Here is a 15,075-nt window from a genome sequence, read left to right as displayed (position 1 = left end):
GGGGGACCGCGCATGGGTGACCGATCCTTTGCAAGCCGTCCGGAGGCGCCGCGCATGATCGGTATCGGCGCTTCAGCCGGGGGTTTGGTCGCGCTGGAGGAGTTTTTGGAGCGGATGCCACCCGACAGCGGTATCGCTTGTCTCGTGGTGCAGCATCTTGATCCGACTCAGAAGGGGTTGCTGCCCGAGCTGCTGCAGCGGGTCACCGCCATGCCGGTGTGTGCGGCCGAACAGGACATGCGCATTGAGCCCGGTCATGTGTACGTGATTCCGCCGAACACGGAACTCACGGTGGTCGGCACGACGCTGCATCTGGCCGCACCCGGGGCGCCGCGGGGTATGCGCTTGCCGGTCAACATCCTGTTCTCGTCGCTGGCCAGTGGGCAGGGTGAACGCGCCATCGGGGTGGTGCTGTCCGGCATGGGCTCGGACGGTACGGCGGGTCTGCAGGACATCAAGGCCGTGGGCGGTCTGACTGCAGTGCAAGACCCCGAATCGGCGCAGTTCGACTCGATGCCCAGAAGCGCGATCGCGGCGGGCTGTGCTGATATCGTTGCGCCGCCGAGTGAGCTGCCGGAGCGGATTCTGGCGGTCGTGGCGGCGCAGCCGAGTGGTCAGGGCGCGGTCACGGATGACACGCCACCCGCGGAAACTTCCCCTCCTCTGGAACGGATCGTCGCCTCGCTGCAACAGCGGATCCGCCATGATTTTTCGATGTACAAGACCAGCACGCTGCTGCGCCGGTCGGAACGGCGCATGGCGATCCATGGGGTTTCCGCCCTGGAGCAGTACGCCGAGTTCCTCGAACACAACCCGAAGGAAGTCGAACTCCTGTTCAAGGAACTGCTGATTGGCGTGACCAATTTCTTCCGCGATTCCGCAGCCTGGGAGCGTCTGGCGGAGACGGTATTGCCGGACTTGCTGGCGCGGCCGACGGGGGAGCACAAACTGCGCGCCTGGGTGGTCGGCTGCTCGACCGGCGAGGAGGCCTATTCGCTGGCCATGGTTTTCCGCGAGGTCATGGATCAATTCCCGCAGCCGCATGCCTTCACGCTGCAGATCTTCGCATCGGATCTGAGCGCGGACGGAATTGCGGTGGCGCGGCGGGGCCAGTACCCGCTGGCGATCGCGGACGACGTGTCTCCCGAGAGGCTGGCCCGTTTCTTCACCGCCCATGAACGCTACTACCAGATCAAGCAGGGTATCCGGGACATGGTGCTGTTTACGCGGCATGACGTGATCCTGGACCCGCCCTTCACCAAGCTCGACCTGATTGCCTGTCGCAATCTGCTGATCTATTTTGGGTCGGAGCTGCAGCGCAGACTGCTGCCCCTGTTCCACTACAGCCTGCGCCCGGGTGGGGTGTTGTTTCTGGGGACTTCCGAGACCATTGGGCAATTCGACAATCTGTTCACCCCGATCGACTCGCGGCTGCGGCTCTACCAGCGCCAAGATCACGCTCACAAGGGCGGGGGTGTTTTTTTGCAACACGCCTTCCCGCCCCTGTCAGGCACGAACAAGGAGCATTCCGTGTCCCCAGCCGAGAGTTCCACGCGACACATCGATCCGCTGCAGGCGGAGGCTGATCAGGTCCTGCTGCAGGTGTACGCCCCGGCCGCGGTCGTGCTCAACGCCGAAGGGGATATCGTCTACGTCAGTGGCCATACCGGAAAGTACCTCGAGCCGGCCGCCGGCAAGGCCAACTGGAATATCTTCGCAATGGCGCGCGAGGGTCTGGGCACACCGCTTTCCAGTGCATTGAAGGAGGCGGCCAAGGCCGAGCGCCCCGTACACCTGCACAACCTGGAGGTGCCCACGCCCGCCGGCGTGCAGCGTGTCGATATCACCGTGCAGGCGTTTCATGACCCATCCCCCTTGCGGGGCATGAGCATGATCGTATTCCGTGATCTACCCCCGGGTAAGGCGGGCAAGCGGGGTGGACGCACGGACGAGGGTAGAACTGCGCATGACGCCGAGCTGCAGCAGTACCGCGCCGAGATCGAGTCCTTGCGCGAGGAGGCGCGTACCTCCCGGGAAGAATCGCAGGCGGCCAACGAGGAATTGCAATCCGCCAACGAGGAACTGCAATCGACCAACGAGGAACTCAACAGCTCGAAGGAAGAGATGCAGTCGATGAACGAGGAACTGCAGACGATCAATTCCGAGCTGCAGGCCAAGCTGGATGATCTCGCGCTCGCGCAGAGTGATATGCAGAACGTGCTCAACAGCGTCGACATCGCCATCCTGTTCCTGAATCAGAATCTGCATGTCCGACGTTATACCGAAAAGGCGGCCAAGCTCTTTTCTCTTCGGGAAAGCGATGTCGGCCGGCCGCTCAGCGATCTGACCACCAGCCTGGAATACCCGGAATTGCAAGACGACGCGTACGAAACCCTGCGCACCCTGACCCCTTCGGAGAAACAGATCACGACCGACGACAGCTGCTGGTTCGAGGTGCGCATCATGCCTTATCGGAGGCTGGACAACGTGATCGACGGGGTGGTGATCACGTTGCTCGATATCACCGAGACCAAGAGGCTGGAAGCCGCGTTGCGGGAGTAAGCAAACCGTAGACGGCCCGCCCAAATGGGCGGGCCGTCATGGCGAATGGACGAGTGGAGGCGCGCCACCGCGATCGCGACCTTGGCATGGTGGCCGAGCGTGCGTATCGGGGGGGCGGCCTGTCGCGTCCGGCCGCTATTTGAGCTGCATGTTGTTCTCGACCGACCTTACGCCCTCGACGCCACGTGTAATCTCGACGGCCTTGTTGATGTCCTCCTGGGAACTGACAAAGCCGCTCAACTGCACCCGCCCCTCGTAGGTCTCGACACTGACTTCGAATCCGCTCAGGGATGGCTCGTTGAACAACGCCGCCTTCACCTTGGTGGTGATTACGCTATCGTCGACGTACTCGCCGACAGTCTGTCTTTCATTCGATGCAGCGCAACCCGCGAGGAGCAGGGCCAGCAAAAGGGTCAGGAAGATCGGGGGTACAACTCGCAACTGTCTCATTTCTTGTTCTCCAGATGGGTACAGGCCAGGTCGACATGGACCGGGTCGGTCAGGTGCCGCCCTGGGTTCGGGGGCGTCGGTTGTTGCATGTCCTTCGTCAGGAACGCTCGGATCTAGATTCGGCCAGTTAGTAGCAGTATGAGCAGGATGATCAGCACGACACCGATCACGCCGCCCGGGGCATAACCCCAGTTCCGGCTATGCGGCCACGTGGGGATCACGCCGATCAACAGAATGACAAGGACGATGAGCAGGATGGTTCCCGTTGTCATGGCGTTTCTCTCCGTGTGATGGGCCTTTTGGGTCGAGCCTTCATGGCTCGAACCTGTTGAAAAGTCTGGCGCAAGTGCAGTGGCCCGTCTGTACGATGTCGCACACATAGCGGGTCCTTTCGGGAGACGGGAAAGGGGGCGGTTGCGAGGACCAGGATGCGAAGCCGACGGGCAAGCACGCGGCCTTGGCTTCCACCGGCGTGCGGACGATCAAACCCGCGTCTGGCCATGGACCGGGGCAGGTTCGGATCTCCTGCGGGCCTGGGCGGTGGCCGGGGGTGGCCGGGTGGCCCGTGCACGGATGATCACTTTGTTCGGCGGCGAACAGAGCTGGCTCCGGCGGTATGGCATCCTTCCCTTGTACCGTTGCTCGGATTCCATGTCGGGTCAGTCGGCGAGGGGACGTTGATGAATTCGCACGTCCGCATTGGTGCCCCATGTGTTCCGAGACCAGGCGCGCTGCGCAGTGCCGTAGTCACTCTACGGTCCCGTGTCGATCCATGGGGCGCAACGCAGGATCGGGAAACATGGGGCACCAACCCCTTGAGGGTTCGGACGCGTTTGCCTTTTGAATTCGCGCCCGCAGACGACATTGCGGTTTGCAATTAAGGTTCGGCTACACATCACTCGCCGCGCCTTGAAAGCCAAGAACCATCGACTCGAAGGCGGACGTGCGAATGAATCAGCGTCTCCCTGGCAGGCCGTGGGCTCTCTTTCTCCCGGGGGCTGTGCCTGGGGATGCGGTGTGGCGCCAGCGCGACGGGACGTGTATCCACCCACCCCGGAAACAGGAGAACTCATGACAGCCAACGAACTCGGAAACGCCGCCGATGATGCAATCGGCCGCAAGGGCACTCGCGCAGACAGGGGAGCGGGCGCTGGCGCCGCGTTTTCCAGGAGTGCGCTTGCCAGAATCTGGAGGGGTCAGGAACAGCTGCGGCAGAAGATGCTGACCGCGAACTCGACGGGAGCTTCTCGCCGCAATACTTAAGAGCCCGGTTTCGCGTGCCGCAGGAGGCGCTGAAAACCCTCCAGTGGCAACGGGGCGCTGAACAGGAAACCCTGGAAGGTGTCGCAACCCTCGGCAGCGAGGAAGTGACGTTGTGCCTCGGTCTCCACGCCTTCGGCAACGGTCGCCAGGCCGAGGCTCTTGGCCAGGGCGATGATGGCGGACACAAGGGTCGTGTCGGTCCCCGCTTGACCCATGTTGAACACCAGCGATCGGTCGATCTTGATTTCCTGGAGTTGAAGCCGTGTCAGGCGAGACAGGGACGACCAACCCGTTCCGAAATCGTCCACCGACAAGCGAACGCCGAGTTCCCTGAGCTGTCGCGCCCGGCACATGGTTTCTTCACTGCTGTCCAGAGTCGCGCCCTCGGTCAGCTCCAGGGTCAGCTTCTCCGGACTGGCGCCACTGGAATCCAGCGCCTGGCGGACCATGTCGAGGAAATCGGACTGCCGGAACTCCAGGGCGCTGATATTGACCGCCAGGGTGAGTTCACGGGTGGCTGGATCCTGTGACCAGGTGGCGAGCTGGGCGCAGGCGATTTCCAGCACCCAGCGCCCGATGGGCAAGATCAGACCCGTTTGCGCGGCGATCCCCAGGAAGTCGTTGGGCGTCATCAGACCGTGTTTCGGATGCCTCCAGCGCAGCAGAGACTCGGCCCCCACCACACGCCGTTCTCCATCGAATCGGGGCTGATAGTGCAGTTCGAGCTGTCCCTCGCGCAGCGCGCGGCCCAGGGCGTCCTCCAGCCGGCCCCGCGCATCCAGCACCGCCTGCATGGACGGGTCGAAGAAGATCACCCGATTGCGACCGGCCGATTTCGCCCTGTACAAGGCCAGATCGGCATGCTGGAGCAATTCCGCCTGCGTTTCGCCCGGGCCGAACAGGCGCACCCCGATACTGGTCGTGCAGTGGAACACGAACTCCCCGAGATCGACGGGCTCTGCAATGCTCTGCCGCAGCTTTTCGCCAATGTTCTGGGCGAGCAGGGCCGCGCTTTCCTGGGTCGGGCCCAGGCCGTCCAGGATCACTACGAACTCGTCGCCCCCCATGCGCGCCACGGTATCGCCTTCGCGCAGCCCGGCACGCAGGCGCTGTCCCACCTCGGCGAGTAGCCGATCGCCGGCGTCGTGACCCCGGGTATCGTTGAGCACCTTGAAATCGTCGAGGTCGAGAAACACGATCGCGCCGTAGAGGCCCTTGCGCTCGGATGTCGCCAGCGTCTGGGCCAGGCGGTCCAGTAGCAGGCGGCGGTTGGGAAGGCCGGTCAGCGCATCGAAATAGGCCAGCCGGTGGATCTCTGCCGCGGCCTCGGCGCGTTCAGTGATGTCGAAGAACGCGATGCGCATGGTGGTCCCGGTGTGGGAGGGGTCCAACGCGCCGCATTGCAGTTGGGCCGGGAACTGCGAGCCCTCCGCATTTTGGAGTAGAAGCTCGGCCTCCTGGGGCGCGTCGAGGGTGCCCGCCCACACGGCCGCGGACTGTTCCTTCCATCGTTCCCGGTCGCAGGGGGCAATGAACTGGTCGAAGGTATATTGCAGAAGCTGTGCCGGGGTGCGTCCCAGGAGCCGGGTGGCGAGCTGATTGGCGTCCGTCAACCGGCCATCGCGCGCAAGGATGACATAGGCCACCGGGGCGGATTCGAAGAGATCGACATAGCGGTTACGCGATTCTTCCAGTTCATGCTGGGCCTGACGCAGGGCCTCGTTCTGCATCTCCAGTTCGATCTGGTTAACCTGGAGTTCGTGCACGAGCGCCTGGGAGGATTCGGGGGACTCCTTGGGTGTGGCATCTTCGAGCCGGGCCTCCGCCGCGAGCCGCAAGGCACTCCTCGTCTGGTGTTTCTGCCCCATGGTGTTGTCCCTATTGTGTTCGAGGCTCGGTGCCCTTTGTGTCCCCATGCGTCTACCCCCGTATCAGTTCGCATAATCGGCTCGACCGGGCACGTGATGATGGCAACGCCGCGCGGACACCGCGCCGGGTCGAACGCTCTTGCGCCACCGTGGCACCGATACCACAGGGGGGTCTGTGCGTTACCGTACACGCCGTTAGTTCGATGGGTGTCGCCATGTCTCCTGGCTCGTTGCCCAGGGTGCTTGGGCAACCCTGCCTCTGTCGCTGGCCGGTGCGGGCGTGATCACGCCTTTGTAACGAGATGGAGTTCGACATGATGCTCCTGGTGGTCGTCCACCAATGGGATGCGTGAATCCGGCTGCTCGACACCGTCCACCGTCATGCGGGTCTCCTGACCTACTGGTTCCCCGCTCGGCCGGATGGTGATGTGGTAGACCGTCTCGCGGTAGCGGTAGTGGATGCGGTAGGCGTCCCAGTCCGCAGGGACGCAGGGCGCAATGCGCAGATGGTCCGCTTCCAGGTGCAGGCCAAGCAGGGTCTCGACCGTTAGCCGGTACATCCAGCCCGCCGCTCCGGTATACCAGGTCCAGCCGCCGCGGCCGGTATGCGGTGGGGCGCCGTAGATATCCGCGCACATCACGTAGGGCTCGACCCGGTAGCGTTCGATCGCCTCCGGGGTACTGCCCTGGTGGATGGGATTGAGCATGGCGAAGAATTCCCAGGCGCGTTCCGTGTCGCCCATCCTGGCGAATGCCATCGTGGTCCAGATCGCCGCATGGGTGTATTGGCCGCCGTTTTCGCGCACACCGGGTATATAGCCCTTTATGTACCCCGGTTCCAGGTCGGAGTGATCGAAGGGCGGGTCGAGCAGCTGGATGATCCGCTCGTCGCGTCGCACGAGGTGCGTGTCCACCGCCGCCATCGCCTGGCGGGCGCGCAGCGGATCGCCGCCACCGGAGAGGAGCGCCCAGCTCTGGCTGATCGAATCAATCCGGCACTCCTCGTTGCTGGACGAACCCAGGGGCGTGCCGTTGTCGAACCAGGCGCGGCGGTACCAGGCACCGTCCCAGGCTTCGGCTTCAATGTTGCTGCGAAGCGCTTCGGCCTGCGCGGTGCACAACTCGGCAAAATCCGAGTCGCCGTGGTTGCGCGCGAGGTCGGCGAATAACTCGAGGTTCTCGAACAGGAACCACGCCAGCCACACGCTCTCGCCCTTGCCCTCGTTACCGACCAGATTCATCCCGTCGTTCCAGTCGCCGCAGCCCATCAGTGGCAAATGGTGCACGCCGAAACGCAGGCCGTGCCGGAGGGCGCGGACGCAGTGTTCGTAGAGGCTGGCCGTTTCGGCCGAGGTTTGCGGCTGGTCGTAGTAGGCCTCCTCGTCGGCCTGGAGTTCGCGGCCTTCCAGGAAGGGAATGGACTCGTCGAGCACGCCGGTGTCGCCCGTGGCCGCCACATAACGACAGGCGGCATACGGTAGCCACAGGTAGTCGTCGGAGAACCGGGTGCGCACGCCCTGGCCGTTGGGCGGGTGCCACCAATGCTGCACGTCGCCCTGCGGGAACTGGCGTCCGGCACAGCGAAGCAGTTGCTCACGGGCCAGCCATGGCGTGGCATGCACGAGCGCCATGGTGTCCTGCAATTGGTCACGGAACCCGTAGGCACCGCCGGACTGGTAATAGCCGCTGCGGCCCCACAGCCGGCACGATATGGTCTGATACACCAGCCAGCCGTTGGCCAGCACGTTCAGGGCGGGGTCGGGGGTGTCGACATTCACTGCGCCCAGCGTGTGATTCCAGTGTTCCCAGACCGCTTCGAGTGCGTGTCGCGCGCCTGCGCGTCCGCCGAATCGCTGGATGTACTGGCGCGCCTCGTCGGCGTTGGCGGCCGCACCGAAGACGAACACGATCTCTTGTTCCTCTCCTGCGGCCAGGTCGATCCGGGTCTGGAGCGCGGCGCACGGGTCGAGGCCGGGGCCGGTCTTGCCGGACAGTCGTTTACGGCGCATCGCCTCCGGGTTGGTTAGCGAGTGGTTGCGGCCAATGAATTCGTCGCGACTCCCGCTTATCCAGCGCTCGCGCCCGCCGACATGGGCAAACACGACCCGGTTGGCGCATTCGCGGCCGTAGGCATTGCGTGCCAGCAGCGCCCCGGTTTGCGCATCCGTTTCGGTGACGATGTGCATCATGTTCGCGTGCCGCCACTCGCCGAGCACCAGTTCCCAATACCCGGTCAGCGACAGGCTGCGTGGCCGCTGCGATGTGTTGCTCAGTTTGACCCGCACGATCTTCACCGGAGCGTCCATGGCGACGTAGGTATACAGCTCCGAGGTGATCTCCGACTCGGCGTGCTCGAACACGCTGTAGCCAAACCCGTGCCGGCATACGTAGCCGGATTGGCCGCGGGCCGGCAGCGGCGTGGGCGACCAGAACGTCCCGGTCTCCTCGTCGCGGATGTAGAAGGCCTCGCCGCTGGCGTCGGAGAGCGGGTCGTTGTGCCAGGTGGTGAGGCGGAACTCGTGCGCGTTCTCGACCCAGGTGTAGGCACTGCCGCTCTCGCTGATGACCGTGCCAATGTAGGGGCTGGCGATGACGTTGACCCAGGGCGCCGGGGTCGTCTCGCCGGGTTCCAGGGTGACCACGTATTCATGCCCGTCGGGGGTGAAGCCGCCCAGCCCGTTGCTGAAGACCCGCTCGCGTGACGCCAGCGGATGGATCACTTCGGTGGTGGCTGGCTTTGCGGGCTCCAGCAGGTCCGAGGCACGCGTCGCGGTCACGCGCCGGTCCACCGACCGGCCCAGCTTTGAGCGGCGCCGATCGACCGACCGTCCCATCTTCGAGACTCGCCGATCCAGCGACTTTGCCGACACCCTCCGCTCCATCTCTTCGCTCAGGGTCTTGGCCGTGTCGCTGAAGACGATCCGGGCCACTGTCTGTAGCAGCACCCGTTCGTCCTCGGTCAGTTCCTCGGCACGCCGCACGAAGACGCCGCCGGGGTGGTCGACGACCTGCGCCTCGGGTCCTGCGTGGATCAGCCCCAGGATCCGATCCTGGAGCAGGGCCCGGTAGCCCGAGAAGTCCTCGTTCACGATCACCAGGTCCGCGGCCAGGCCCTTCAGGCGCCAGTAGGTGTGGGCCTGCAGAATCTGTCTGACCAGCCCGATGCGATCGAGGTCGCGGATGTGCAACAGGACGATGGGCAGGTCACCCGAGATACCGAAGCGCCACAGCCCGGACTGTCCCAGCCGGTTGCGGGCGATGGTGGCGGGCTTGGCGCGGCGCAGGGCGTTGCCGTAGACGACCGAACTGGCCAGGCGACCGAAGACCTGGGCATCGACTTCGGTGGCATTGATGTGGCGCAACACCTCCTGGCTCTGGAACCAGGCCATCTCGAATGCCCGCTCGACGAAGTAGCGATCGCAATACTTCTCCAGCAGGGCGAGTGCGGTCTCGCGGGTATCCACGGCCCCGGAGATGATCTGCACGCTGGCCGACTCGTCGGGCGCCAGGGTCAGGGTGCGGCGGATCGCTACCACGGGATCGAGCACCGGCCCATCCGTATTGGACAGGGCCGCCTCGCTGTCCGGGTTGTCGAGCACCAGCGGGTTGGCTGCGCTGCGCCCGCGGCCGATGAAGCGGGCACGGTCGGTCTCGTAGGAGGGTTCGTCGGTCGTCGCACCCGGGGCCGCCATCAGGTGGAACATCCACGGCACCTGTTCGCCCGGCGTGCGTGGGCGCCGGGTGCAGAGGATCGCCTGGCGCTCTGGCAGGATCTCCGTTTGCACGAACAGATTGCTGAACGAGCGGTGCGCGAGGTCGGCGTTCAACGGCGCAAGGACCACCTCCGCGTAGCTGGTCACCTCGATGTGGCGGGTACTGGACGACTGGTTGGTCAGGGTGACGCGGCGGATCTCGACATCGTCCTCGGGCGATACACAGATCTCGGTGTGGGCCTCGATGGCGTGATCGCGGCGGCGGTATTCCGCGCGCCCCTGGACGAAGATCGCCTCGTAGTGGTCGGCGCGGCGCAGGGTGGGTTGGTGCCCTGTCGACCAGTATTCCCCGCTGTCGCGGTCGCGCAGGTAGATGAACGTGCCCCAGCCATCGGTGGTGGCATCCTCGCGCCAACGGGTGACGGCGAGGTCGCGCCAGCGGCTGGCGCTGCCTCCGGCATGGGTTGCCACGACGTGGTAGCGGCCGTTCGACAGCAGATGAACCTCGGGCATCGGCGTGTCCGGGTCGGTGAATACGCGCATGATCGAACCGGTGTCCGCGCCGGAGGGGCGGGCGGCGGCGCTGACCTCCGCGGCATGCGGGTGCAGGGTGGCGCCCTTCTTCGGCACCCGTTCCTGGAGCAGCAATTCGGTCGCCCGCACCAGCGGGTCGGACATGAAACGGCGCTGCATTGGCTGGTCGAGCAGGACATGGGCAAAGGCGAGCAGGCTCATGCCCTGGTGGTGTGCCATGAAGGAGCGCACGACGGCATGCGGATTGCCGTGCGGCACGCGCGTCGCCGTGTAGTCGATTGCCTCGTAGAACCCGTAGGCGCCGAGGAACCCCTGATCGGCCAGGGTCTGGAGGTTACGGCAGGCGTCCTGCGGTGCCACGGTCAGTGCCAGGGCGCTGGCGTAAGGCGCGATCACCAGGTCATCGCCCAGCCCGCGCTTCAGGCCGAGGCCGGGCACGCCGAAGGCGCGGTACTGGTACACCTGGTCGAGATCAGTGGCGCTGTAACAGGACTCGGATATTCCCCAGGGCACTGCGCGTTGCCGGCCGTATTCGATCTGGCGCGCCACTGCCGCCTTGCCGGTCTGATCCAGCAGGGTATGGGCGTAGCTCGGCATGATGAGCTGCGGCATCAGGTATTCGAACATGGAGCCGCTCCACGAGATCAGGCTGACGTTGCCTCCATGGCGGGTCAGCAGGCGGCCGAGGGTGAACCAGTGCTTCTGCGGCACCTGCCCCTGCGCGATGAGCAGGAAACTGGCCAGGCGGGCTTCCGATGCCAGCAGGTCGTAGCACGATGGGTCACGGCGCCGTTCGGTGACGTCATAGCCGATGGCCAGCAGGTCGCGCGGTACGTCGTAGAGAAACTCGAAATCCATCGTCGCCAGTGCCCCGCAACGACCGATCAAATCATCGATGAGGTCAATCTGCGCCCGGGCGCCGGCACCTTCGGAATCCGCCCGCGCCAGTTCCGCCAGAGTCGGGAGGCCGTTGTCCGGCCATGTGGCGGGAACCAGCGTTGCGAACTCTTCCTGCAGGGCCTGGGACTGTCGCTGGAATGCCTGCGTCCAGGCATCCAGTTCAGGGTCGATGTCGGTACCTGGCGGCGGCTCCTCGAGGAGCACGCCACCGAGGCGTTGAAGCTCGCTCAACGCACTGCTGGCGTCCGCCAGGGTTTGCGCGGGTCCGTTCAGTAACAGGGCGCGCAGGGTCTCCTGCAGCCGGCCGACGGTTTTCGTCAACTCGGGCGCAGAACCAGGGGGCAAGTGTTCGGCGAGCACCTGCAGGGTGTCCTGTAGTCCCTGCCATGCGTTCGCGGCCAGTATCGGTTGATGCTTCAGTTCCTCCAGCCCGGCCTGCAGGGTGAGCAGGCTGCCGGCCAGGTTGCCGCTGTCCACCGACGATACGTACTGCGGCTGGAGGGGTTGCAACGTGCGGGTGTCGTACCAGTTGTAGAAATGCCCGCGGTAGCGTTCCAGCTTTTCCATTGAGGCCACGGTATTGCCGAGGCGCTGCAGGCATTCCCCGGTCGTGAGATAGCCGAAATCCACCGCCGCCAGATCGGCCAGTAGCGCCATGCCCATGTTGGTCGGCGAGGTCCGGGTTGCGATCGCCGGTGCCGGGGATTCCTGGACATTGTCCGGCGGGAGCCAGTGGTCTTCGGGACCGACGACATCCAGGAAATAGCGCCAGGTGCGTCGGGCCACGGCCCGCAGGAAGGCGCGTTGATCGTCGGTCAGGTCCGGGGTGGAAACGATCCGCGGCCGACTGATCCACCAGCCGAGCGCCGGTGAGACCAGCCACAGCAGCAGGATGGGGGCGGCGGCAAGCCAAACCGCCACCGGACTTCCCGTAATGGTCAGTAGCCCGCCCAGCACCACAGCAAGACCGGGTGCGATCGCCATCTCCCGGAAAAAGCCGACTGGCGTCTGGCGGGCGTTGCGGCGGGCGTACGAGGGCAGGTGCCACAGCAGCAGGCCGCTTCGCGTGTACAGCATGCGGATGCCCGAGTGCAGGATCGCACCCACGCTGATCCGCGCGTCGTAGGGCAGGAAGGCCAGGGTCAGCAGGGAGAGCAGAAGCGGCCGGCCGGTCGACCGTCCGGTCAGATTCAAGTGATCCGCCCAGTCGCGTCCGCTTGGCTTGTCGATCAGGTCGATGATGCTGGACAGCAGGGTGGGCAGGAACACCACGCCCGCGACGAGGAGGGTCCACAGCCACGCCGGACCCAGCAGCCAGCCCCCTGCGAGGAGGAGCACAAGCGCGGGCGCGACCAGGCTGCGCCGCAGGTTGTCGAACAGTTTCCAGCGCGACAGGGCCGAGAGCGGGTTCGGCTGGCGCGGTCCCATGGATCCGTCGGGGCCGGGCGGCCCCGGTACGCGCGGCCGCAGCCAGCCGGCCAGTTGCCAGTCGCCGCGTATCCAGCGGTGCCGCCGACTGGCCTCGATGGCAACACTGGCCGGATGCTCCTCGATCAGTTCGATATCGGTCACCAGGGCCGAACGCGCATATCCGCTTTCGAGCAGGTCGTGACTGAGGATCAGATTGTCCGGAAAGCGTCCGTCGACGGCCTGCCGGAACGCATCCACGTCATAGATGCCCTTGCCGATGAACGAGCCTTCGCCGAACACATCCTGGTAGATGTCCGAGACTTCACGGGTATACGGGTCGAGGCCGGATTCACCCGCAAACAATCGGCTGAAGTTCGACTGCTCGGCGCTGGTCAGACTGATCGTCGCGCGCGGCTGCAGGATCGCATAGCCCTCCACCACGCGGCCCTTGTCGGGATCGTAGACCGGGCGATTGAGCGGATGTGCCAGATTGCCGACCAGGGCGCGGGCGGCGTCGCGCGGCAGTTGCGTATCGGTATCCAGGGTGATGACGTACTGGATCTCCGCGAGCACGGACGGATCCCCAACCATATCGGTGAAGGCGGTCAGGGCTTCGCCTCGGAGCCGCGCGTTGAACTGCTCCAGCTTGCCGCGCTTGCGCTCATGGCCCATCCATATCTGCTCGAATGGATTCCACACCCGGGGTCGGTGGAACAGATAGAAGATGCAGGGGCGGTCGTCGGCGTAGGTCTGGTTGAGTTCCTCGACCGCGCGACGGGCATGGGCGAGCAGGGTCTCATCCCCGGGCATGGTTTGTTCGGGAGCGTCGCGGAAGTCCGTCAGGAGGGCGAAGAACAGATTGGGATCTCGATTGCCGAGATAGCGGATCTCCATGGCCTCGAGCAGATCATCGACGTCCTGCGGGCTTCCCAGCAGGGTGGGCACGACCACCATGGTGCGGTGGCGGTCGGGAATGCCGCGGGAAAAGTCCATGCGGGGCAGGGCGCGCGGTGGCAGGACGCGCGTGAACAGGAGGTTGACCAGCGAGATCGCGAGCGCCGAGGCGGCGATGAAGAGCGGAAGCGCAAGCAGCCAGGTCCGCCCGTCACCGGGCCCGAACCCTCCGAGGGCTGCCACAACGGCCGCCACGAGAAGCGTGAGCAACAGGATGGGGCCCAGATACAGGGGCAGGCTCTGCTCTCGAACCACCCGACGGAGACGGGATCGCCACGAGGGCTGGTAGCCCGCTGCATGCTCCAGGTCCTCCCGGCCCCGGTCGATCAGGTAGTAGCCCACATGCGCATGGCGGTCCCGGTGGTTCCCGTGCGTGGCCGCTGCCTCCGCCAGACCGATGGCTTCGCGTGCCACCGTCGCTTCACTGCTGCCGCTCTGTCGGGCCACTTCCTCGATGACGTGCCGATAACGGTCGCGGGTCGCGAAGTCCTGGCTTGCGTAGCTTGCCATTGGATCCTCGCGGAGGATCCGTTCGACGACGCTGAGGGACTCGACATACTGCTTCCAGTCCATGGCGGCAATGAAGCGCAGGCTGCCGATGCTGTTGGCGATGGAAATCTGGTTGGCGGCAGCCGTGCGTCCATACGCCTCGGACAATCCGGTGGTGCTCACCCCCTGTTCCAGCAATCTCTGCTCGACCCAGGTCTGCACGAAGGCCATGGCCGGCCCCTGGGCCTGGAGCCGGCCGTAGAACTCCTCCACGAACGGCGCGGTCAGCGGCACGTCGGCACTGGCAAACTCGGCCAGCAATTGGATCAGCTGTGTGGGTTCGCGTTCGGCCGAGGCGAGCATGCGGTCCGCCCAGGTGATGGCCGCGTCGCGCTCCACGCGTCGCTGGGCGATGCGCACCCCGACGCGGCGCAGGTTTTCCAGCAGCGCCAGCTGGAGCATGATCGGGAATGCCCACAGCTCACCCAGTTTCAGGGGCTCGACGGTTTGATAGGCGGCGATGAACTCGGTGGCGTTGTCGCCATCAACGCGGCCGTCCATGTGCGAGATCAGTCCCAGCGCCAGATCGTAGATGCGCGGGAAGCCCGCCGACGGGCCATTGGCCAAGTGCGGAAGCTGCCGGCTGTAGCCGTCGGGCAGATGCCGCCGCGCCATCCCGATCTGCTGCTCGATCAGGTAGAAGTTGTCGAGTAGCCAGGCCTCATCCGGCACGATGCGTTGTCCCGCTGCCTCGGTACGCTTGCCGGTGACGACGTCGTAGGCCGCGATCAGAACCCGCTCATTGTCCGCCAGCCGGGGCAGCAACCGGTCCGGCCCGGGGCGGGGATCAATACGATGCTGCTCGGCCAGCGTCACCGCGTGGCGCTTGAGCTGCTCGATGCTCAACAGCTCGGAACGCAGCAACTCGGTGT

5 protein-coding genes are annotated in these 15,075 nt (G+C 65.2%); 1 reads left to right on the top strand and 4 read right to left on the bottom strand.

From position 1 onward, the window contains the following. Positions 1–12 precede the first annotated feature (12 nt). Positions 13–2,562 (top strand): chemotaxis protein CheB, encoded by a 2,550-nt coding sequence (locus D578_RS0111850; RefSeq protein ID WP_026289324.1) that lies wholly within the window; start codon positions 13–15, stop codon positions 2,560–2,562. Between the two features lie 135 nt (positions 2,563–2,697). On the opposite strand, the gene D578_RS0111845 is transcribed toward D578_RS0111850, so the two are convergent. The 4 genes from D578_RS0111845 to D578_RS0111830 all read right to left on the bottom strand — a co-directional run bounded on the left by D578_RS0111845 (position 2,698) and on the right by D578_RS0111830 (position 15,067). Continuing rightward, a complete protein-coding gene (locus tag D578_RS0111845; RefSeq protein WP_018950158.1) occupies positions 2,698–3,012 on the bottom strand; it encodes a BON domain-containing protein in 315 nt (104 codons plus the stop codon). Positions 3,013–3,125: 113 nt separating this feature from the next. Beyond that, positions 3,126–3,284, bottom strand: coding sequence for a DUF3309 family protein (locus tag D578_RS15635; protein ID WP_018950157.1), 159 nt, complete (start codon positions 3,282–3,284; stop codon positions 3,126–3,128). Between the two features lie 987 nt (positions 3,285–4,271). Further along, entirely contained in the window at positions 4,272–6,041 is a 1,770-nt protein-coding gene (locus tag D578_RS0111835; protein ID WP_026289323.1) for a GGDEF and EAL domain-containing protein, read from the bottom strand. A 386-nt stretch (positions 6,042–6,427) separates the two neighbouring features. Continuing rightward, complete coding sequence (locus D578_RS0111830) at positions 6,428–15,067, bottom strand: GH36-type glycosyl hydrolase domain-containing protein (RefSeq protein WP_018950155.1); 8,640 nt, start codon at positions 15,065–15,067, stop codon at positions 6,428–6,430. Positions 15,068–15,075: the final 8 nt, after the last annotated feature.

Source organism: Thioalkalivibrio sp. ALMg11 (assembly GCF_000377905.1).
GTDB lineage: Bacteria > Pseudomonadota > Gammaproteobacteria > Ectothiorhodospirales > Ectothiorhodospiraceae > Thioalkalivibrio.
This window is presented reverse-complemented; position numbering and strand designations above follow the sequence as displayed.